Raw genomic sequence first — 21,935 nt, 5'->3', positions numbered from 1 at the left:
CCCGCGACTGCAAATGAAAAAAAGCTTGGATTTTTCAGCATTTCGCGCCATCGTGAAATTAAGCACAGTTTTTTCATGAGATTCGGAAAGCCGGTGAATAGTCAAGCGCCTCAAAAAGCGACACTCGGGGCTGACATCCGCGCCCTGCGAAAGGCGCGTGGTTTGACGCTGACCGAGATTTCGACGCGCTTGGAACGGTCGGTTGGTTGGTTCAGTCAAGTAGAACGAGATTTGTCAGATCCTTCGATTTCGGATCTGCGCCAGATCGCGGAATGCCTAGATGTCCCAATGTCGATGCTTTTTGCCCATTCGGCTGCGCCAGCAAACGAGCAGGGTTATGTCGTTCGGTCAGGTACGCGTCGGCCAATGGGTTCGGGAAAAGAAGGACTAATCGAAGAATTGCTCTCTCCGGACCTAACTGACGATTTTGAAATGGTGCATTCTACCTTTGAGCCACATTCCAGAATGCAGACCCCGGCTGACAGGCCGACGCAGGAAATGGGATACATGGTGTCCGGCCGTCTTGATTTGACTATCGGACAGCATCGCTTCACCGTTGGGAGCGGCGACAGTTTTCGAATAAAAAATGAACCTTATCGATGGGAAAACCCTTATGATGAGCCCGCTGTCGCAGTCTGGGTTATCGCGCCCCCGGTGTATTAATGAGTTTTGATGCCTGGACGATATTTGCGCTGTTCTGGGTGGTATTTGTTACGACCCCCGGGCCGAATGCAGTAAATTGTATATCGAATGGGATGAGCTTGCCCTTTTCAAAGGCCATGCTTGGGGTACTGGCGATCCTGACACAGGCTAGCGCGTTTTTGGTCCTGTCGGCGGTGGGTATTACCGCCCTGATTGCGGCCTCCCCAACTGGTTTTTTTATCGCCAAACTTGTTGGAGCGGGATTTTTGATCTGGGTCGGCATACGCGGTTGGATGAACGCGACTAAGCCCGCACCAGCCAGCGAACGACCCGCACGGCATGTCTATCTGCACGCGTTGGCGGTGGCGACGATAAACCCCAAAAGCGTTGCAGGATATCTTGCCGCCTTTTCGCAGTTTGTGCAGCCGGACGTCCCAATCTGGCAGCAGATGGTGGTGATCATGCCCACCGCTCTGGTCATTACAACGCTCAGCTACACGGGGTTTACTTTGCTGGGCGCTTTGATGGGCAAGGCAGCACTAGGAGCGGTGTTCAACGTCTGGGTCCGCCGGATAATGGCGGCCTGCTTTATTTTATACGGCGTGTTGCTGGGTGCCAGTTCCGCGCCAGCAACAAGGGGGTAGCTTCATGCACAATGGATCTTGCCTGTGCGGCGCGGTTGCGTTCACGATTGACGGAAATCTATCGCCACCGTCAGTTTGCCATTGTGGTCAATGCCGCAAGCAATCTGGTCATGTCTGGGCCTCGACCTGGACTGATCAAAACAACCTGAACTTTACCGCCAATGACACGCTGCAGTGGTTTTGCGCATCAGACAGCGCTAGACGCGGTTTTTGCAACGCTTGTGGCTCGTTCCTGTTTTGGCAGCACAATGACGAGGACACGATTTCAATTTCCATGGGCGCGCTTAGCGCGCCTACGGGCCTAATGCTCTCAAAGCACATCTTTGTCGCCGATAAGGGCGATTATTACGACATCACGGACGACTTGCCCCAACGGGCACATTAACAGGGATCAAAAGCAATGAGTGATTTTCCGACAAAAGCCCGCGTGGTTATCATAGGTGGCGGAGTAGTGGGGACTTCTTCGCTGTACCATCTGGCCAAGAAGGGTTGGACAGATTGCGTTCTGCTGGAAAAGAATGAGTTGACCGCAGGCTCAACCTGGCACGCGGCTGGCAATGTGCCGACTTTCTCGACCTCATGGGCGATCATGAACATGCAGCGGTATTCGACCGAGCTGTATTCACGTTTGGCTGAAGAGGTCGATTACCCTATGAACTACCACGTTTCGGGTTCGATCCGACTGGCGCACAGTAAAGAACGGATGCAAGAATTCGAGCGCGCCATGTCCATGGGCCGTTATCAGGGAATCCCAATGGAGATGTGGACGCCGGAAGAGGCCAAGGAGCGTTATCCGTTTCTTGAAACTCACGACCTTGAGGGCGTATTGTACGATCCCACCGACGGTGACATCGACCCCGCGCAGTTGACCCAGGCACTTGCCAAGGGTGCGAGGGATTTAGGCCAGAAAATTATTCGCTTTTGCCCGGCGACTGGCGTGACGCAGCATGACGATGGCACATGGACTGTTCACACGGACAAGGGTGACATTGATTGTGACTATGTGGTGAATGCAGCTGGTTACTACGCCCAGCGCGTCGGAGAATGGTTCAAGCCATTTGGCGGTCGCACCGTGCCCGCGATGGTCATGAGTCACCAGTACCTGCTTACCGATGAAATCCCGGAAGTCGAGGCGTGGTCAAAGGAAAATGGCGGCAAGCTGCCTCTTCTGCGCGACGTGGATATCTCGTATTACCTGCGGCAAGAGAAGAACGGCTTCAACCTTGGCCCTTATGAGCCCAATTGCAAAGGCCATTGGATGACCGACGATGATCCAATGCCCGACGATTTCAGCTTCCAACTGTGGAACGACGATCTGGACCGCATCGAGGACATAGTCACTGACGCGATGGAAAGAGTGCCGCTTATGGCGACTTCGGGCGTCGGGCGGGTGATCAACGGCCCGATCCCATATGCGCCGGATGGCCTTCCGCTGATTGGCCCGATGCCGGGTGTGAAGAACGCGTTCGAAGCGCACACCTTTACTTTTGGGATCGCGCAGGGCGGTGGTGCAGGAAAGGTACTGGCCGAGTGGATCGTCGATGGCGCGACAGAATGGGACATGTGGGCGGTCGATCCGCGCCGCTACACCGACTATACGGATCAGGACTACTGCAACAAAAAAGGCATGGAGGTTTATGGCAACGAATACGCCATGCACTTCCCCCATCATGAATGGCCTGCAGCCCGCGACAAGAAACTTTCGCCCGTTCATGACAAAGTCAAAGAGCTTGGTGGCGTAATGGGCGCATATAATGGCTGGGAACGCGCCAACTGGTTCGCGAAACCGGGCGACGATACTTCGCTTGATGTGACGCATACCTGGGGTCGTTCAGGGCCGTGGGAACAGCGCATCAAGGAGGAGTGTGAAGCCGTCCGCGATCACTGCGGAGTTTTGGATCTGCCGGGTTTCTCACGGTTCATTGTCAAGGGTGAGGGTGCGGCGGAGGCTCTTCGATCTCTGGCAACGGGGGGATTGCCTAAAATTGGCCGTATGAACCTGATTTATATCGCTGATGAACGGGGCCGTATCCTGACAGAGATGTCTTGCATTCGACTTGGCGAAGATGAGTTTGTCATGATCACCGCTGCAACCGCTCAGTGGCATGATCGCGATATCCTTACCGGTGCAATGCCTCAGGGCGTATCGATTGAGGATGTAACCACAACCCGGGACACTTTGATTGTCACGGGGCCCAAGTCCCGCGAAATACTATCGGAAATGACAGATGCCGATTTGACCTCTGGATGGTTGACGCACCAGTCGGCAACGGTGGCTGGCCAGCCGGCTTATCTGATCCGCGTTTCTTTTGCGGGTGAATTGGGTTGGGAAGTGCACGCTCTTAACGAGCATATGCCGGAAATCTACAACGAAATCATCAATGCGGGAGCCAAGCCTTTTGGAATGTATGCATTGAACTCGTTGCGTATCGAAAAAGGCTACCGCGCGTGGAAAGGCGACCTGAGCACAGATTATTCTTTGTTGGAAGGCGGGCTGGAAAGGTTCGTAAAGCTGGATAAGCCGCAAAACTTCCCAGGCAAGGCCGCGATCCTGAACGAAAAGCAGCAGGGTGTGAAAAAGGCATTCGTTACTTTGACGGTAGACGCGGGTGATTGCGACGCACCTTACATGTCGTGCATCTGGCAAAATGGTGAAATCGTGGGCGAAACAACGTCTGGCGCATGGGGCTATCGTGTCGGAAAGTCAATCGCACTTGGCATGATCAAGTCCGAGCTTGCAAACCCGGGCACCGAGCTTGAGGTAGAAATCTACGGCGAAAAGCACCGCGCTGTGGTAGAGCAGGATCAACCGCTTTGGGATCCTGAAAACGAGCGGTTGCGAGCGTAACCTCTCTCGGAGAAGGCCATGAGTAAAAGATATGCGAAATTGGGACCCGGAGAGGGTCCCAATTATGATTGGGAAAACGACCACACATTTGTAAAGGTGTCGGGTCAGGATACCGATGGTGTATATACGCTCATGGAGGATAACTTGAAGGCCAGCTTTGCGCTGGGCCTTCATCGCCATGACAGCCATGCAGAAACCTTCTATTTTTTGGAGGGTGAGGTGGATTTTTATGTTGATGGCGACTGGCATCGATGCACGACGGGTACAACCATCCATGTTCCACCTGGTGTCCCACACGCGTGCCGCGTAGCTGGAGGGGCACCGGCAAGGATGTTGATGATATTTCAACCTTCTGGTTTCGATGGATTTCTTGCCGAGCTGGCGACTATGACCGAGACCGATTTTGCTGACGAGGCTAAAGTGGCGGCGCTGAACGCACGCTATGACATCGTACCAATGGGACCGGTTCCGCCTCACCCCGACGATCAAGACTAAAGGTGTAACAATGGCAATTCCAAAAACCATGTCAGGTGTGTTCCTGACCCGCCACGGTGGTCCAGAAGCTTTGGAATGGCGCGACGACATTCCAGTACCGACACCGGACAAGGGGCAAGTGCTGGTTCGAGTTGCTGCGGCCGGAGTGAACAACACCGATATCAACACGCGGATTGGATGGTATTCTTCGGAGGTAACTGGCGCGACCGAAGATGTGGAACAGGACGTCGAGGCCGGCGGTTGGGGCGGTTCCCTGAACTTTCCGCGAATTCAGGGAGGCGATCTTTGCGGAATAGTTGAAATAGCCGGACCAGAGACAGGGTTCGAACCCGGCCAGCGAGTTACGTGCCCGATCAACTTGCCACGTTCGCGTCCCGGCAATCCTACCGGATTTATCGCGCTCGGGTCCGAGATGGACGGCGCGTTTGCCCAATATTGCCTGGTCGAGGCCAATGATTTGTATGACGTCAGTAGTTCCCCTCTTTCGGATATTGAAATCGCGGCAATACCGTGTGCGTTTGGTACCGCCGAGAATTTGCTTACGCGTGCCAGAGTTACTGCAGGGCACAACGTCCTAATTACTGGTGCGTCCGGGGGTGTCGGTCTTGCCGCGGTTCAGTTGGCGACGCTACGGGGAGCAACGGTTTCAGGGGTTACGAGTTCGACCAAAGCGAATGTGGTCAAGCAACAGGGGGCCATTGACACCTATGACCGCGACGCGTCTCTGCCAGCTGATGCTTTTGATGTCGTGATAGATGTCGTGGGAGGTCCAGCCTGGCCTGGCCTGATCCAAGCGCTTCGACCCGGTGGGCACTATGCCGTTTCCGGAGCAATCGCAGGTCCGATAATACAGGCTGACTTACGCGATATATATCTGCGGGACATCACGATTCACGGCTGTACGCATCAAGAGTTTGATGTATTCGGCCGCTTGGTTGAATTGATGAATTCCGGACGGGTAAAGCCTCTGATTTCAAAAACCTATCCACTTCGCGATATCGCGCTTGCTCAAGTGGATTTCCAATCAAAGACCTTGCCGGGAAAATTGGTTTTGGTTCCCTGAGGAGACGGATAAATGGCAGACATCACGCTTCTGGACGGCTCGATTGGGCAGGAATTGGTTAAACGCAGCGGGGACAAGCCAACACCGCTCTGGTCCACGCGTGTGATGATGGACCACCCGGAGTTGGTGCGGGAAGTACACGAGGAATACTTTCGCCGAGGCGCGACGATTGCGACAACCAATACTTACGCAGTGCATCGTTCGCGATTGGAACGGGTCGGGCTGGAAGATCAACTTTCTGCGTTGGTTGATGCAGCGCTTTTGCAGGCCGAGCACGCGCGTAAGGGTGCGAAGGCCCGAATTGCGGGTTCACTTGGCCCATTGCTGGCAACATATCGGCCAGATCTGAAGCCCGATCCTGATGAGGCAGCGGACAAATTTTCAGAACTGGTTCGACTGATGGTGGATCGTGTCGATCTGTTCCTCATCGAAACCGTGTCCTCTTTGCTTGAAGGCGAAGGAACATTGCGAGGTACAGCACGTTGCGGCAAACCTGTTTGGCTAGCCTTGTCAGTTATGGATGATGATGGCGCACTGCTGCGATCTGGTGAACCACTTGCCGACATTGCACCTTTGGTAGAACAATACGCACCACAGGCGCTTTTGATAAATTGTTCTCGTCCCGAAGCGATCCCCACGGCATTGGATATTCTGGCCTCTATGAAATTGCCATATGGTGCCTATGCGAACGGGTTCACCGGTATTTCTCAAGAATTTCTTCAGGACGCCCCGACCGTTGACGCATTGGAACGACGTGTCGACCTTGGTCCGGAAACATACGCAGAGCATGCAATGAAATGGGTCGATCAGGGGGCAACAATTGTTGGCGGTTGCTGCGAGGTGGGACCAGACCATATCGAAGCAATAGCGAAACGTTTGCAAGAAACCGGTCACAGGATCGTCTGAAAGGACCGGAATGCAATCCAACGCGACATCCGACAACCAGCAAGGACCCGGTGGACAAATTCACTTTGACATTATGGTCGCGCAGGGGTTCGTTTTGTTGGAGTTCGCGTCGCTGGTTGAGGTTCTTCGCCTTGGCAATCGCGTCTGTCCACATCCGCCTTTCAGCTATACCTATCGATCGCATAAGGGGGGGCCAGTTGGAAGCAGCAGTAACGCAACCGTTCCGACCGAGCCGATTTCGAACAGGCCGAACGCAAGTTACTTGTTTGTGATAGGCAATTCAGATCCGGATCAGCCAGAGTTGTCTTTGGGGCGAATAGTTTCGAATTACACTTATAGCGGGGCACAGGTGTTTTTGCTGGCCGAAGCCGCCAGCCGGTACATCGATGAACACGGCACTGCTGAAATGGCAACCCATTGGGAGAACGCCTCTTTTCTTCGCGAGCGAGGCGCCAGGTTTGAGGCTAAACTGTCGATCGCCACTGAACTTGGCCCCGTTGTTACATGTGCTGGAATGGAAGCGACAACCGATGTCGCTTTGGCCGTTATTGGCCGCCACATCTCGGGCCCTGCCAAAATGACAGTGGCCGATATTATGCTGCACGAGAGCATCCGGGATTTTTCTTCCCTCCAACCTTTTTCGGGCTTTAAAAACACTGCCACTGGGGATGCAAAACTGGATGAATGCATAAAGCTGATGCAGGCGAATATCGAAGATCCATTGGCAATAAACGAGATCGTTGACATGCTAAACCTGTCAAATCGGTCGCTGGAACGAAAGTTCAAATCCTTCTTTGGAACCACTCCGAACGGGTTCTACCGCGAAATGCGACTGGCAAAAGCCAACAACTTGCTTTTGAACACAACAATGAGCGTTCGTGAAATCGGCTTGGCATGCGGGTTTCCGAACGGGTTTTCGTCTGTTTACAAAAGCTTTTTTGGCGTGACACCTTTTGCCTTGAGGCGCGAAAAGCGACGGTCATCGCCAAGGTGATTTTCGCGACTTTTGTGACGCTTTCTGTACATCGTTTGTCGGTCTTTCATGTCAGTTTGGGCAAAACCTGAAAAATCGGAGTCATCAACAATGGCTGAACTTCCTCAAAAGGCCCGGGTGGTCATCATCGGTGGCGGTGTGATCGGATGCTCGGTAGCCTATCATCTGACCAAAAAGGGCTGGGATGATGTAGTTCTGTTGGAACGCAAGCAGTTAACTAGTGGCACCACGTGGCATGCGGCAGGTCTGATTGCGCAACTCCGCGCAACTGCGAACATGACTAAACTGGCGAAATACAGTCAGGAACTTTATGGCTCGCTTGAAGAAGAAACTGGCGTCGCAACCGGGTTCAAGCGATGCGGTTCGATCACTGTTGCCCTGACCGAAGAGCGTAAGGAAGAGATTTACCGTCAGGCTGCCATGGCGCGTGCGTTTGGAGTTGAAGTCGAGGAGATTTCCAACGATCGCGTACAAGAGTTGTACCCGCATTTGAACCTTGATGGTGTCAAGGGTGCCGTCTACCTGACCTTGGACGGCCAGGGCGACCCAGCGAACATTGCGCTGGCACTGGCCAAAGGTGCGCGTCAACGAGGTGGGATCGTTAAGGAACGCGTCAAGGTCACCGATATTGTTAAGCAGGGCCGCAAAGTTACGGGTGTGGACTGGGTAGCGGACGATGGCAGCGCATCAGGCCACATTGAATGCGACATGGTGGTGAACTGCGCTGGTATGTGGGGTCATGAGGTCGGCCGGATGGCGGGGGTCAATGTCCCGCTTCATGCCTGCGAACATTTTTACATCGTAACCGAGAGCATTGACGGTCTTACGCAATTGCCGGTACTTCGCGTCCCCGATGAATGCGCCTATTACAAAGAAGACGCCGGTAAAATTCTGTTGGGTGCATTTGAGCCCAATGCCAAGCCGTGGGCAATGAAAGGTATCCCGGAAACGTTTGAATTCGATCAGCTACCCGAAGATTTCGATCATTTCGAACCGATACTCGAAGCTGCATGTAACCGTATGCCTATGCTTGCAGAGGCTGGTATTCACACTTTTTTTAATGGCCCCGAAAGCTTTACTCCAGATGATGCATATCACTTGGGGCTTGCGCCAGAGATGGATAATTTTTGGGTCGCGGCAGGTTTTAACTCGATTGGTATCCAGTCCGCAGGTGGCGCAGGAATGGCTCTGGCCGAGTGGATGGATACGGGCGCAAAGCCATTTGATCTGGGTGACGTGGATATCAGCCGGATGCAACCGTTCCAAGGTAACAAACAGTATCTGTTCGAACGCTCGAAAGAGACATTGGGTCTTCTCTATGCTGATCACTTTCCTTACCGCCAGAAGGTAACGGCGCGCGGTGTGCGCCGGACACCGTTCCACCACCACTTGCTAGAACATGGGGCGGTCATGGGTGAACTGGCGGGTTGGGAACGCGCCAACTGGTTTGCGAGCAAGGGGCAGAAGCCGGAATACCAGTACAGCTGGAAACGCCAGAATTGGTTCGAGAACTCGGCTGCGGAACACAAATCCGTGCGCGAAAATGTGGGCATGTACGACATGTCATCGTTTGGCAAGATCCGCGTTGACGGTCCCGATGCCGAAGCGTTCATGAACTATGTCGGTGGCGGCGATTATTCGGTGCCGAATGGCAGGATCGTCTATACCCAGTTTCTCAACCGCGCGGGCGGTATTGAGGCGGATGTGACCGTGACCCGCCTATCTGAAAACGCCTATCTGGTTGTCACACCCGCCGCGACTCGGCTGGCTGATCAGACTTGGATGATGCGCCATATTGGGGATTTCAATGTGGTTGTCACTGATGTTACCGCAGGCGAAGGAGTATTGGCCGTTATGGGCCCAAATGCCCGGAAACTGTTGGAAAAAGTTTCACCAAACGATTTCTCCAATGCGACAAACCCGTTCGGCACGGCGCAGGAAATCGAAATCGGCATGGGGTTGGCTCGTGCACATCGCGTGACTTACGTGGGTGAACTTGGCTGGGAAATCTATGTCTCCGCCGATATGGCGGGCCACGTTTTCGAGACTTTGCACCAGGCTGGGCAAGATTTTGGGCTCAAGCTTTGCGGTATGCACATGATGGACAGTTGCCGCATCGAAAAGGGGTTCCGCCATTTCGGCCATGATATTACCTGCGAGGATCATGTCGTCGATGCAGGTCTCGGCTTTGCCGTCAAGGTGGACAAGGGCAGTGACTTCATCGGGCGCGAAGCAGTGATTTCCAGAAAGGATAGCGGGCCCAAAAACCGCCTTGTGCAATTCAAACTGACCGATCCTGAACCTTTGCTCTTCCACAACGAACCTATCATCCGAGACGGAGAGTACGTTGGTTATCTAAGCTCGGGAAATTATGGTCACACGTTAGGCGGAGCCGTTGGTCTTGGCTATGTACCATGCGAAGGCGAGAAGCCTGCGGACGTTTTGGCATCCACATACGAAATCGATGTGTGTGGTGTCAAAGTTAAAGCCGAAGCTTCTCTCAAGCCGATGTACGATCCGAAATCTGAGCGTGTAAAGATATAATCTAAGTACCTAGAGGAATAGCGCTATTTCGCCCTTTTCTTCAGGCCCATCAAAATATTTGATGGGTTTCTTCACGCTTTTGGTGGTTTAATAACCTGCCTGAACTGACGTAAAGACATCCGGTATAAGCCGGAGACCCATTATGGCGGACATCACGACAAGCCCCCAAAATACGGATACACCAAAGGGGCTTGCTCTTGCGGTGACGGCTTACTTTCTGTGGGGTTTCCTTCCATTGTACATGAAGGCAATGGATCACATTGGACCGGTTGAAGTCGTGGCGCATCGGGTCATTTGGTCAGTTCCTTTGGCCGGGCTTTTGCTTGTGGCTCTTGGGCGGACAAAAGATTTGAAAGCTGCTTTACGAAGCCCGCGTATGTTGGGAATGGCTTGCCTTACAGCAACGCTGATTTCCATAAATTGGGCCATATTCGTTTGGGCGGTTGCAACAGGAAATGCTGTGGATGCTGCACTGGGTTATTATATCAACCCGCTATTTAGTATTGCGCTAGGGGCGCTTCTTCTGCGCGAGCCACTTAATCGCACGCAATTGGTGGCCGTCGGATTGGCAGCGACGGGCGTGTTGGTTTTGATACTTGAAGCCGGTAATATTCCATGGGCTGCACTAGGTATGATGTTCAGTTGGGGCTTTTACGCCTTCTTTAAACGCTCCCTTCCGATAGGTCCCAATCAGGGATTTCTTCTGGAAGTTCTGATCCTCCTGATCCCAGCGTTGCTATATGTCACATGGCTTGGCGCAAAGGGAGAAGGCCATTTCGGCCCTGTGGCTTCTGACACTATGCTTTTGGTGGGTGCCGGGGTTGTCACAGCTGTGCCGTTGTTAATTTATGCTAACGGAGCAAAAATGGTCAGGTTATCGACCATGGGAATTTTGCAATACATTGCGCCAACAATGATTTTTGTTACTGCTGTCTTCGTGTTTGGCGAACAAATCGACCGCGGCAGGATGATTGCATTCCCTTTGATCTGGGCGGCCTTGGTCGTTTACACGCTTCCTATGATCCGAAAGCTGCGGAATCAGGCTTGACGGAGCAGATTAGCAACTGCTTCCGCCCATAGTTGATAAGCCTTTGGGCTGGGGTGATACCCGTCAGCTGCAGCCAGTGTCGGGTCATCTGGAAAATCCAACGGTAAGTGAAGTGCGCCCGGAAAATCCTTTATAAGACATTGTAGACTTTGATCAAGCCGCGACGACTGTCGTCCAAGAACCCAAGCCAGTGGCTGAGGTAGGGCTGGAAATCGCTCCATCCGTGGTACCGCGGTGACAACGACGTGACGCGCACCTAATTTTTTTGATAAATGGTTCAGCAAGCGGGTCTGTAGATTTGCAAACTTTCGCTGGGAAACAAGCCGCGTCACATCGTTTACACCCAAAGCCGTCACCACGACATCAAAGGTAGCGTCCAAATTCTGTAGCCTGTTCAGTGTGTCCTGTGTCGTATGTCCTGTCGTAGCCTCAAGCCTCCACTCGACACAGTATTGGCGGGCTAACCTGGAGACCAGTTGACCAGAAAGCGCCTGACTTTGATAATCGACCCCAACCCCTGCGGCCGAACTGTCCCCAGCGATGAGCAACCTTAATCGCGGCCCATGACCTTCGCGCCCTTTGCGTGGTCCAATCGGCTCGGGAAGTCGTTGTGCATTGCGTCTGACATGCAAAGCCTGAACAGCCAAAACTGGCAGCAGCGGAATCCGCAAAATCCGGTCGGCATCCATGAGGCCGGGAACTTTCAACTTAGAGCATCTTTGAAATCTAAAAATCTGGGGTCTTGCATCACACGCGCCATAATGGCTTCACGCAACGCGCCGACAGTTTTGTATGGGCGCATGACGACTTCGAACGTTTGAATCAGGCCATCATCGTTGAGTGTGATAAGATCGACCCCGACTGCATTCAGTTCGCCAACCTTGCATTGGAACTCGAGCGCCCAGTCTTTGCCACCGCCCATAATCCGGCGATACTGAAAGCCGGAGAATACCTGACCGACATGGCTAAGCACAGCAGCAACTGGCACGCGTCCTGTCCAGGTTTTGTAATATGTTGGCGGTAAAAATCGCACATCTTCCGCCAATAAATCTGCAATTTGGCTTTCATCGCCTTTTGCGACCACCATTTGCATTTGTTCGATCGTAGGGTGCATCTCGTCTCCGAAAATTTTGGTGCCAGAGTTGCCTATGCCCATTGCGCAGGCAAGGACGACGTTGCGGGAGGTTGGTGCCTGCGATAGGCAGACAAGCATGAGCGAAACATACGATCCCCCGAATAAGCCCCTGGACGTTCTGCATGAGGATTCGCAACTGTTAGTGGTCAACAAACCCTCTGGTCTGTTGTCGGTTCCAGGGCGGGGAGAACATTTGGCTGATTGCTTGCTGACAAGAGTGCAGGCCGCTTTTCCCCAGGCACTGCTTGTTCATAGGCTGGATCGGGACACGTCAGGCGTTATGGTTTTTGCTCAGACGCCTCATGCGCAGCGCCATCTGGGGTTACAGTTCGAGAAACGTCAAACTCGAAAGACCTATATCGCACGGGTTTGGGGCCGTGTCGCCGAAAGGACAGGTACAGTGGACTTGCCACTGATCGTCGATTGGCCGAACCGCCCGCTTCAGAAGGTCTGCCATGACACCGGCAAACCAGCTGTCACCGATTGGCGTGTTGTTCGATACGAGGATGGCACCACCCGTATTCGGCTCTTTCCTCAAACCGGCAGATCTCACCAGTTGCGTGTTCACATGCAAGCTGTCGGGCACCCGATACTCGGTGATCCATTCTATGCAGAAGGAGCGGCGCGAAATTTCCCGCGCCTTATGCTTCATTCCGAAGAATTACGTCTCAAAAACCCCGAAGGCGGAATCGCAATGAGGTTTCGGGCAACTGCCGATTTTTGACCTAAGGCCCGACCTGGCCAAATTGCCTTGAAATTTCTCAGGGAAAAGAGCCGCTTCCGCCTCTTGGGTTGAGTGTTTTCGCAATGCCGGACAGAAGCAATCTCGCTTTCAATTTCAAAACCTCGCGGTGCGCGATGTTGCGACCAACGGCCAAGTTTTAGTTTCATCATTACATGGTTGTCGCGGCTTGGCATTGTGGTCCTCCTTGATCTGACGTCAATTGGAACCTGCCGTAACCCTCCTGACACCCCGCTGTCAGGGGGTTGTGCTAAAGTGTCAGGAGATCGCAAGGAGACTGAGATGCGTCGTTCGACCCGTTTGTTTGAAATCATTCAAATTCTGCGCGTATCAAAAGGCCCGGTGACAGCGGAAGAACTGGCGGCAAAGCTGGAAATATCGGTCCGCACAGTCTATCGCGACATCGCCGCGCTGCAGGCCCAACGCACACCAATCGAGGGCGAAGCAGGCGTTGGTTACATGATGCGCCGCGGGTATGACCTGCCGCCGCTGAATTTCGATCCAGAAGAAGTTGAAGCGTTATGGGTGGGTCTTTCGATGCTGGCGCGCACCGGTGACAGCACTCTGCAAAAAGCCGCAGACCGGGTTTGTCGCAAGATCGAAGCGCTGCGTGCCCCGTCAGATTGGTTGCAGGTTGCGCCTTGGGGTACGCCAATTGACGATCCTGCAAATGGGTGCGTCCCGGTGGCCAACTATCGTGAAGCTATTCGGAAAGAGCGAAAAATTCGAATCTCATATCAGAACTCCGATGAAATTCGAACGGACCGGGTCGTTCGGCCTGTGGCTCTTATTTACCATATCGAGTGCACCATCCTTGCGGGCTGGTGTGAGTTGAGAAATGGGTTCCGCCATTTCCGAACGGACCGCATTTGGTCTTGCGATCTTTTGGAAGATCACTTTTTTGGACAGGGTGAGCCGTTGCGCGCGATTTGGCAGGAACAGAATCAAACGACGAATTCTTCTGACGCTGCATAGTTGGCGGGTATTTGCCTATTTCACCGATATGTTGCTTGAGACCTAATGCGGCTGCGATGTTATAGTGCGGTCAACGAAACAAACCCGACGAACGGGTATCGGAGCAGAAGGTGATTTCATGACCATTTCCAAATTTGTCCTTTCGCTAGGGCTGTGTTCAGCGATGGCACTTGGTGCCTGCACGGATCCGGGCACACTCAGTTTGCCCAGCGACCCTAATCAAAACACCAAACAAGGCGCGATTCTGGGCGGAATAGTCGGTGCTGGGGTAGGTGCAATCGCCAACAATTCAAATCCTCTGTTGGGCGCGGCGGCCGGAGGGGCCATAGGCGCAGCAGGGGGCGCTTTGATTGGCAACCAGTTGGATAAACAAGCAGCAGAGTTGAGGCAGCAATTAGCTAATGATGGGATAACCATCGTTAATGCTGGCGACCGTCTGATTGTAACTGTTCCAAACGACATTACTTTTGACACCGACAGCTCGACAGTGCGCCCGGCGCTGCGTGATGATCTGGCAAGGGTCGGGCAGAATTTGGTAAACTACCCAAATTCGAACGTTCAAATTGTCGGCCATACCGATAGCGATGGCGAAGCGTCCTATAATCAGGATTTGTCGGTTCGCCGTGCAAATGCGGTGGCAGACGTTCTGCAAGCGAATGGTGTAAACTTTTCCCGGATCACTACGATTGGTCAGGGTGAGAATAATCCGATCGCGTCGAACCTAACACCCGAAGGCAAGGCTCAGAATCGTAGGGTAGAAATTGTTATTGTGCCAAGCGGCAACGCCTGACTTGAGTTGGACGCAGCAGTAAGGTTCAGTTTTGACATTTCCTATGAGAATGTGTGGGTTTGAGTTTGGCAATGGCCAAACTCGAACTAAGTTTCCGCTGATACCAAGCCGGAGCCTACCCTATGCCTGAACCTATTCTACTTGGCCTGTCAGGATCGCTACGTCAGGACGCTACTAACCGCAAGTTGCTGCGTGAGGCTGCCCGGTTGTTTCAACCCGGTCAATTTATCGAGGCAGAATTGAACCTGCCTCTCTATGACGGTGATTTGGAAGACGGCGAGGGAATCCCAGCTGCTGTTCAAACTCTTGCAGACCAGATTTCCCATGCACATGCCGTGATAATTTCGACGCCAGAATACAATAAAGGCCCGTCCGGCGTTTTGAAAAATGCATTGGATTGGGTCAGCAGAACCGATGGCAAACCTTGGGCGAATAAGCCGGTGGCAGTAATGTCTGCCGCTGCCGGTCGTGCGGGGGGCGAGCGCGCCCAGATGATCCTACGGGCATACATGGTTCCATTTCAGCCACGCATTCTGCAAGGGCCGGAGATTCATTTGGCCAGCAGTTCCAACGAATTCGATGAAGATGGCAAATTGAGCAGCCCACGTTACGAAGCAAGCCTTCGAACCCTAATGGAAAAACTTAGGGCTGAAGCTGGCTTCTGAACAGACGCTTGTTCCCTCATGTGACGCTGCCTAGGGTGTCGGTATGACCAAGGAGCTGAAGACACAAACTCGAACCGACATATTGGACCCGGCACGCGCAGCGGCGCTTCAAGCAACGCTGTCGGCAGAAGAAACGATTGCGTCCGGTTCACCTTTGCCGCCGTTCTTTCATCAAGCCTATTTTTGGTTACCAAGCCCCCCTTCTGAATTGGGTCGGGATGGGCATCCCAAGGTTGGGGGCGGCTTGATCCCCGATATGGGATTACCAAGGCGAATGTGGGCAGGTGGCCGTTTGCGGTTTGATGTGCCCTTAATCGCTGGGGTCGAAGCGGAACGCCATACTGTTTTGGAAAATGTTCAATCAAAAACCGGGCGAACCGGACCACTTGGCATTGTAACGCTCAGGCATGAATTGCGGCAGGGCGGAAAGCTGTGCGTGACCGAATGGCAAGACCTTGTATACCGCAACGACTCTGCGGATTCAGAAACCAAACCGACGCCGCCCAAAGCCAGAATTGATGAAACAGATGGCAAGGATGTTGCGTTCGACTCAACGATATTGTTCAGGTACTCTGCACTCACGTTCAACGGCCATCGAATTCACTATGATTTGGACTATGCCAAGAATGTAGAAGGTTACGACGGTCTCGTGGTGCATGGCCCGCTTTTGGCCCAGCTTCTGATGCTGTTCGCGACGGAACTGATGGGATCATTGGTCGAGTTCTCATTTCGAGCCACGTCTGCATTAATGCATTTTGAATCCGCAACGTTGTGCCGTAACGACAGGAACCTATGGGTGCGTGGCCCTGACGGGCGCCAATGTATGCAAGCAGAGGCGGTTCCCCGGTCAGAGTGATGCCGACGGGCGGAATTCGTCCGGGATTGCGTCGTTATTCTCCAGCATCAGATCTGCCATTACCTCGGCCACTTTGGGGGCCATCCCAAACCCGATTTTGAAGCCGCCATTGGCAATGAACTGTCCCTTTTGCAATGGATGCGCTCCCAGCATCGGCGCCCGGCTCTTACTTCGAGGACGGACACCGGCCCAGCGTTCGATAACCTCGGCCCCGTGTAAAACCGGAACGGCGCCCATGGCGCGGTCAATTACCTCATCCAAAAGTTCGTTGGTACTGTTTGATTCGTCGTAGTCTCGTTCCGACGTCGATCCGACAGCCAAAGTTCCGTCGGCGTGCGGCACGATATGAATAGCGTCGACAAAAAGCTGTGGTGCATCGCCTGCATCGAAACGCAACAAAGCCGCCTGTCCTTTAACGCCATTGCCCACCGTTTTTCCAAAAACTTGACTGAGTTCTTCTAGCCCACCAAGACCTGTCGAGTGAACAACTCGGCCCGCGTCTGATGCTTCTGGCACGATGTCAACACCCATGACGCCCAGTGCGGCCACTAGTGCCGAGCACGAGTTGCGCGGGTGGATGCGTGCGCTAAGGTTGTCGTGGATCACATATCCGGTTGGGCTGGACGGGCACCAAGTACCCAATTCGGTGACCAATTTCACCTGCCATTCTGCGTGACCGCCCCAAAGCTCTTTTGCCGAGTTTTGCCGCGCGCGCGCAAGTTCAAGCGTTCGCTTGTCCTGGATGGGCTGAATTCGTCCCGATCGACTGTATCCTGCCGATACCCCTCCGGTGGCTTCAACTTGGGCCCAGAAAGCTTCGGCCATTATCAGGCTTTCGAACTGAAAGGCCTTTTTCGAATTCCAATTCTCCGGCACATGTGGGGCAAGCGCGCCGACCAAGCCACCGCTGGACCCGGACCCGGCGCCAAAGGGGTCGACCACCTGCACCTTTGCTCCGCGTCTTGCGCAAGTCCAGGCGATGGACAGGCCGAAAATTCCTGCTCCGCGCACAGTGACATCGACCATTGCCAAACCGCCTTTCCTTGTTCAGTGTCGCGCGGCCTAGTTACAGGAATATCCTATGGCAGACCAGCATGCCAAACTCACATGGACCGGGGATCGGGTCCCAGTATCGGATCAATTTAATGATCCCTATTTCTCGTTGCAAAATGGGTTAGAGGAAACGCGCCATGTCTTTCTGGGCGGGAACGACTTGCCTGCGCGATTTGCCCCCGGCTTTCATATTGCCGAACTGGGTTTCGGTACCGGTCTGAACATGTTGACAGTATGGTCCGAATGGGAAAAGTCGGGCCAGACAACAGCTTTGACTTTTACCAGTTTCGAAGCGTTTCCGATGGCACATGACGATATGGCCCGCGCTTTGGAGGGATTCCCGGCCTTGGCTGAGTGGAGCAGTCGGTTTCTTTCAAATTGGCAAGGTAAGGAATGTGATCTTGGTACGCTGCGATTGCACGTCATAAGTGGCGATGCGCGGCAAACTCTACCCGAATGGAAAGGAATTGCAGATGCCTGGTTTCTAGACGGATTCTCACCTGCAAAAAACCCAGAGCTTTGGGGGCAGGAGTTGATGCAGCAAGTCGCTGATCACACTGCCCGGGGGGGTACAGCCGCGACATACACAGCGGCAGGATTCGTGCGCCGAGGACTGCAAGATGCAGGGTTCACCGTCAGTCGTACGCCGGGATATGGTCGCAAACGGCATATGACACGGGCTATTTTGCGATGACGCAGCAGAACAATGCTCGTGCAGGTATTGCGCTTATGATTGCTGCGACAGTTGTTTTTGCTTTGCAGGACGGTATTTCCCGTCACTTGGCCGGGGCCTACAACACCTACATGGTGGTAATGATCCGCTATTGGTTCTTTGCAGCCTTTGTGATCGCCTTGGCAATGCGCGCTTCGGGAGGAATCAGGGCGACGGCCAGCACGAACCAGCTGGGGCTGCAGATCACGAGGGGCGTGCTATTGGCCGCGGAGGTCTGCGTAGCAGTTTACGCGTTTACAATTCTGGGTCTGATCGAGAGCCAGGCGGTTTTCATTTGCTATCCCTTGTTGGTTGCTGCGCTGAGCGGGCCGGTTCTCGGGGAAAGTGTCGGATGGCGGCGTTGGGCCGCCATCGGCGTTGGGTGCATAGGCGTTCTGATTATTCTGCAACCGGGTATTGGAGTATTTAACCCATGGGCTGTGATACCCCTTATATCTGCGTTCATGTTCGCGATTTACGGGCTGATGACCCGCTATGCTGCCAGACGTGATAGCACAGCGACAAGCTTTTTTTGGACGGGGATTGCGGGTGCTACCGCGATGACGGTTGTTGGAATCTGGTTTTGGGAACCAATGCATTTACACGACTGGTTCTGGATGGGTTTGCTTTGTCTTAGCGGGGTCCTTGGTCACTGGTTGTTGATCAAATGCTATGAGATGGCCGAGGCCAGCGCCGTGCAGCCTTTCGCCTATTTCCACCTGATGTGGAGTGCAATTTTGGGTATTGCGATCTTTGGTGAAACGCTACGCCCAGCGGTGATTGTGGGCGCAGCCTTGGTGATCGCTGCGGGTCTTTTCACTCTATGGCGCGAAAGACGCCAAAGTCGAACCGGTTAGTTCTTGAGAGAACGGCACTGGAAGGGGCGGTTTACCTAACCTTGCACGATAAACTGGAAGGCTTTCAGCAACGCGCATTACATAGTTTCGCGTCTCGGAAAACGGAATTAGCTCAATCCAATCGATTACGTCCACCTCGCCACGGCGTGGATCGCCAAACCGTTCCATCCAGGATATGGGACGCCGTGGTCCAGCGTTGTAGCCAGCGGCCATCATGACCACATTGCCATTGAAATCCGCAGCCAGCCCAGACAGATAGTTCGCACCCAGTTTGGCGTTATACTTCCAATCCGTGGTGAGGCGTCCAGTTTTGTGGCCGCTTAGAATGCCCAATTCCTTGGCGACCAATTTTGCCGTCGCAGGCATAACTTGCATCAAGCCGCGCGCGCCCGCACCGCTGATGACAACGGGATCAAACTCGCTTTCCCGCCGCGCAATTGCCAGTGTCATCTCCTTGGCCATCGGCAGGCCCATATCTGCTACGGGGTGTACCGGATAATAAGCTGCGGGCAGCACGATCCCGGTGGTCGCTGCTCGTTTGGCAATCATTACGGCCAGATGAGGTTCCTTCAACTCGATAACCAAATCCCCCAACTGTGCAGCCTGAATGGGGTCAAGGCCTTCCACCAAATGGGTCAAATACCGTTCTGCAAGATTGTCTTCGTCCGCAGTTAACAATAACAATCCGGCTTCCAGCACGCTTGAGTTGGCGAACCCTGCCTGTTTCCAATGCGCTGCACGCCTTGGGTTGGCCAATTCTTCGTCGAAAGGTCGCCCGATCTGCTCGGCTGCCAGAAGGCCATAAAACGAGGTTTGGTAATCCGCGCCTGCCGCATAGGCTTCATAGGCCTTTTCTGCGTTGCCTTGTGCCGCATAGGCTCTGCCCAGCCAATAGCCGCCGCGCCCTTTGGAAATCGGCGAACTCACGGCATCTGAAAAATTCTGGAAATGGCGAACGGCTGTGTCAGGGTCGTCCAGTTTTCGTAGCGCCAAAAAGCCGGACAGCCATTCCAGATCTGCGTAGCCATAGCCCATTTCAGGCGTCATGTGGTGGTTTGCCGCAATGTCATAAGCGCGTGACATATTGCCCTGTCGCATAACCAGCCGCGCCAGTCGGCGGCGCCCTTCAGCCCATTTATCCGGTTCTCCTAATTCATCAGGTCCTGTCGAACGCGCCAACATCAATTCGATTGCGCTATCGTCAAGCTCTTTTCGATCGCGCCAGACAAATCGGTCAAAGGCCAAACCCGGCGAGTCCGACAGCGATTTCGGGACGGCAGAGACCTTGCCATCGACCCCTGGTTGTCGTTTCTGCAGGGCAATCCGGGCTTCGGCCAACTTGCGTTGATCTGCACTGACCAACGGCAACATTTGATTCGCGCTGACAAGATGGCCGTCCCAAAGCATTCGGTCCAACCGCGCTTCGTGATGCGGTTTCAGCAGCTTGTCGAAGTTTTCCAGATAATTCTTTTGCAGACCCGACCCCATAGGCATCGTGCGCCATGCCGTCACGATATCTGCCTCGGCCTCGCCATTGCGGCCTTTTGCCATCAATGCCACAGCGTAGTTTAAGGCGCCTTCTGCGGTTTGCGGCGGTGTTTCGGCGTAGAAATTCACCACCCGATCTGCATCGGCACCCGTGAAGGCGGGTTCACTTTTGCGTCGCAACCATGCAAGACCGGGCCAATCCGGGCGGCGCCCCAAAAATACAAGCACATCTCCGGAAGTGCCAAATCCTTCGCGCAGCCAGTGCCAGACAATGATATCGCGCGACACTGAACCGCGCGCTCCGGATACTTGCAGTGCTTGGTTCCAGTCGCCTTTGCGCATCGCATCAAGTCCGGCTTGCAAATCTGCCGCCGCGTCTGCGCGCGCAGACTGCGAGTTGACTGCGAAAATCATTACCACCGTCATCAAAACGGTTAGAAAGCGTGTCATCCCTTGCATTTCCCAACCAACCAAGGATAGAGCCATTCAGGATAAACCTTGCGTCACCGGGATCAACTCACAAACCGAAGATGGTGAGCGACCGCGGCGCAAAAACAGCAATTCGCACCCTAAGGAGCGCACCCATGTTCACAGGCTCTATGCCAGCCCTCGTCACCCCGTTCCGCAACGGCGAGTTGGACTTGGACACGCTCAAACAATTGGTGGAATGGCAAATTCAAGAAGGCTCTTCCGGGTTGGTGCCTGTTGGCACCACAGGTGAAAGCCCGACACTCAGCCACGAGGAACATGAGATCGTCGTGGCGGAGGTTGTCAAAACCGCCGCAGGCCGCGTGCCTGTTATTGCGGGAGCAGGATCAAACAACACGGTTGAGGCGATCCGGTTCGTGCGATTCGCGGAAAGGGTAGGTGCTGACGCTGCGCTTGTCGTGACGCCTTATTATAACAAACCCACTCAGAAAGGGTTGATTAGCCATTTTCGCGCATTGCATGACTGCGCAGATATTCCGATCATCATCTACAATATCCCCGGGCGTTCCGTAATAGACATGACGCCCGAAACCATGGGCGAACTGGCAAAATTGCCGCGCATAGTCGGCGTAAAGGATGCTACAGGTGATCTGGCACGCGTTAGTCAACAACGCGCAAGTTGCGGCCCGGATTTCTGTCAGTTGTCAGGTGAAGATGCGACTGCGCTGGGTTTCAATGCTCATGGTGGGGTGGGATGTATTTCGGTCACGGCAAACGTCGCGCCGCGGTTGTGCGCCGAATTCCAACAAGCCACACTGAACGGCGATTACGCCAAGGCCTTGGAATATCAAGATCGATTGATGCCACTTCACGAGGCTATTTTCATCGAACCGGGTTTGGTGGGCGCTAAGTATGCACTCAGCAAACTGGGGCGTTGCAGCGACGAAGTACGCTCGCCGTTGACAAGTTTAGAAGACAGTACAAAATCATCGATTGAAGCTGCGATGGCGCATGCAGGATTAGTTTAAGGCATACTTCATGAAATGCAA

Annotated in this window: 22 protein-coding genes; 18 read left to right on the top strand and 4 right to left on the bottom strand. The window is 53.8% G+C overall.

Annotated features, from left to right (window positions below; translation table 11 throughout):
• The first annotated feature begins 75 nt into the window (after window positions 1-75).
• The 10 genes from AC2FNE_RS10010 (at window position 76) to rarD (ending at window position 11,184) form a co-directional block, all read left to right on the top strand.
• Window positions 76-663, top strand: a complete 588-nt coding sequence (locus AC2FNE_RS10010; RefSeq protein ID WP_496805302.1) for a helix-turn-helix domain-containing protein — start codon at window positions 76-78, stop codon at window positions 661-663.
• Window positions 663-1,286 carry a LysE family translocator gene (locus AC2FNE_RS10005; RefSeq protein WP_170479189.1) on the top strand — a complete coding sequence of 208 codons (624 nt, stop codon included), beginning with the start codon at window positions 663-665 and terminating at the stop codon, window positions 1,284-1,286. Before AC2FNE_RS10010 ends, AC2FNE_RS10005 begins: the two co-directional genes overlap by 1 nt.
• A 4-nt stretch (window positions 1,287-1,290) precedes the next feature.
• A complete protein-coding gene (locus tag AC2FNE_RS10000; RefSeq protein ID WP_170603272.1) occupies window positions 1,291-1,671 on the top strand; it encodes a GFA family protein in 381 nt (126 codons plus the stop codon).
• Window positions 1,672-1,686: 15 nt separating this feature from the next.
• Window positions 1,687-4,134: a GcvT family protein gene (locus AC2FNE_RS09995; protein ID WP_496805301.1), complete on the top strand. Its 2,448-nt coding sequence runs from the start codon at window positions 1,687-1,689 to the stop codon at window positions 4,132-4,134.
• A gap of 18 nt (window positions 4,135-4,152) precedes the next feature.
• Window positions 4,153-4,629, top strand: a complete 477-nt coding sequence (locus AC2FNE_RS09990; protein WP_170603276.1) for a cupin domain-containing protein — start codon at window positions 4,153-4,155, stop codon at window positions 4,627-4,629.
• A 10-nt stretch (window positions 4,630-4,639) separates the two neighbouring features.
• Window positions 4,640-5,692 carry a zinc-binding dehydrogenase gene (locus tag AC2FNE_RS09985; RefSeq protein WP_217371819.1) on the top strand — a complete coding sequence of 351 codons (1,053 nt, stop codon included), beginning with the start codon at window positions 4,640-4,642 and terminating at the stop codon, window positions 5,690-5,692.
• A 12-nt stretch (window positions 5,693-5,704) separates the two neighbouring features.
• Entirely contained in the window at window positions 5,705-6,598 is an 894-nt protein-coding gene (locus tag AC2FNE_RS09980; protein WP_170603278.1) for a homocysteine S-methyltransferase family protein, read from the top strand.
• 10 nt (window positions 6,599-6,608) lie between these two features.
• Window positions 6,609-7,592: a GlxA family transcriptional regulator gene (locus tag AC2FNE_RS09975; RefSeq protein WP_170603280.1), complete on the top strand. Its 984-nt coding sequence runs from the start codon at window positions 6,609-6,611 to the stop codon at window positions 7,590-7,592.
• Between the two features lie 90 nt (window positions 7,593-7,682).
• Window positions 7,683-10,136, top strand: a complete 2,454-nt coding sequence (locus tag AC2FNE_RS09970) for a GcvT family protein (protein WP_496805300.1) — start codon at window positions 7,683-7,685, stop codon at window positions 10,134-10,136.
• 142 nt (window positions 10,137-10,278) lie between these two features.
• Window positions 10,279-11,184, top strand: coding sequence for an EamA family transporter RarD (gene rarD / locus AC2FNE_RS09965; protein ID WP_170479175.1), 906 nt, complete (start codon window positions 10,279-10,281; stop codon window positions 11,182-11,184).
• Here the strand turns inward: rarD and AC2FNE_RS09960 are convergent.
• Window positions 11,175-11,891: an SGNH/GDSL hydrolase family protein gene (locus AC2FNE_RS09960; protein ID WP_254442512.1), complete on the bottom strand. Its 717-nt coding sequence runs from the start codon at window positions 11,889-11,891 to the stop codon at window positions 11,175-11,177. The two genes, rarD and AC2FNE_RS09960, sit on opposite strands and share 10 nt — an antisense overlap.
• The gene (locus AC2FNE_RS09955) at window positions 11,888-12,298 is read right to left on the bottom strand and encodes a nuclear transport factor 2 family protein (RefSeq protein ID WP_170603286.1); all 411 of its coding nucleotides are present in this window, start codon (window positions 12,296-12,298) and stop codon (window positions 11,888-11,890) included. Before AC2FNE_RS09955 ends, AC2FNE_RS09960 begins: the two co-directional genes overlap by 4 nt.
• A 97-nt stretch (window positions 12,299-12,395) precedes the next feature.
• Between AC2FNE_RS09955 and AC2FNE_RS09950 the strand changes: the two genes are divergently transcribed.
• The 5 genes from AC2FNE_RS09950 to AC2FNE_RS09930 all read left to right on the top strand — a co-directional run bounded on the left by AC2FNE_RS09950 (window position 12,396) and on the right by AC2FNE_RS09930 (window position 16,347).
• Complete coding sequence (locus AC2FNE_RS09950) at window positions 12,396-13,043, top strand: RluA family pseudouridine synthase (protein ID WP_170603288.1); 648 nt, start codon at window positions 12,396-12,398, stop codon at window positions 13,041-13,043.
• Between the two features lie 300 nt (window positions 13,044-13,343).
• Entirely contained in the window at window positions 13,344-14,036 is a 693-nt protein-coding gene (locus AC2FNE_RS09945) for a helix-turn-helix transcriptional regulator (protein WP_170603290.1), read from the top strand.
• 118 nt (window positions 14,037-14,154) lie between these two features.
• Window positions 14,155-14,826 (top strand): YiaD family glycine zipper/OmpA-like lipoprotein, encoded by a 672-nt coding sequence (locus AC2FNE_RS09940; protein WP_170479168.1) that lies wholly within the window; start codon window positions 14,155-14,157, stop codon window positions 14,824-14,826.
• 122 nt (window positions 14,827-14,948) lie between these two features.
• The gene (locus AC2FNE_RS09935; RefSeq protein ID WP_170603291.1) at window positions 14,949-15,491 is read left to right on the top strand and encodes an NADPH-dependent FMN reductase; all 543 of its coding nucleotides are present in this window, start codon (window positions 14,949-14,951) and stop codon (window positions 15,489-15,491) included.
• 43 nt (window positions 15,492-15,534) lie between these two features.
• A complete protein-coding gene (locus AC2FNE_RS09930) occupies window positions 15,535-16,347 on the top strand; it encodes an HTD2 family dehydratase (RefSeq protein ID WP_170603293.1) in 813 nt (270 codons plus the stop codon).
• On the opposite strand, the gene AC2FNE_RS09925 is transcribed toward AC2FNE_RS09930, so the two are convergent.
• On the bottom strand, window positions 16,339-17,373 hold the full coding sequence (locus AC2FNE_RS09925; RefSeq protein ID WP_496805299.1) for an NAD(P)/FAD-dependent oxidoreductase: 1,035 nt from the start codon (window positions 17,371-17,373) through the stop codon (window positions 16,339-16,341). The genes AC2FNE_RS09930 and AC2FNE_RS09925 overlap by 9 nt on opposite strands.
• Before the next feature lie 55 nt (window positions 17,374-17,428).
• On the opposite strand from AC2FNE_RS09925, the gene mnmC2 reads away from it, so the two are divergent.
• Together mnmC2 and AC2FNE_RS09915 are read left to right on the top strand one after the other, a co-directional pair.
• Complete coding sequence (gene mnmC2 / locus AC2FNE_RS09920) at window positions 17,429-18,094, top strand: tRNA (5-methylaminomethyl-2-thiouridine)(34)-methyltransferase MnmC2 (protein WP_170603297.1); 666 nt, start codon at window positions 17,429-17,431, stop codon at window positions 18,092-18,094.
• A complete protein-coding gene (locus AC2FNE_RS09915; protein ID WP_170603299.1) occupies window positions 18,091-18,969 on the top strand; it encodes a DMT family transporter in 879 nt (292 codons plus the stop codon). Before mnmC2 ends, AC2FNE_RS09915 begins: the two co-directional genes overlap by 4 nt.
• Here AC2FNE_RS09915 and AC2FNE_RS09910 read toward each other — a convergent pair.
• Window positions 18,934-20,907 (bottom strand): lytic transglycosylase domain-containing protein, encoded by a 1,974-nt coding sequence (locus tag AC2FNE_RS09910; RefSeq protein ID WP_170603301.1) that lies wholly within the window; start codon window positions 20,905-20,907, stop codon window positions 18,934-18,936. The genes AC2FNE_RS09915 and AC2FNE_RS09910 overlap by 36 nt on opposite strands.
• A 134-nt stretch (window positions 20,908-21,041) precedes the next feature.
• On the opposite strand from AC2FNE_RS09910, the gene dapA reads away from it, so the two are divergent.
• The gene (gene dapA, locus AC2FNE_RS09905) at window positions 21,042-21,914 is read left to right on the top strand and encodes a 4-hydroxy-tetrahydrodipicolinate synthase (protein ID WP_170479155.1); all 873 of its coding nucleotides are present in this window, start codon (window positions 21,042-21,044) and stop codon (window positions 21,912-21,914) included.
• Window positions 21,915-21,935: the final 21 nt, after the last annotated feature.

The organism is Ruegeria sp. YKSD179, from assembly GCF_059612885.1.
Note: the sequence above shows the minus strand (reverse complement) of the source record. Positions and strands in the feature narration are given on the sequence as shown.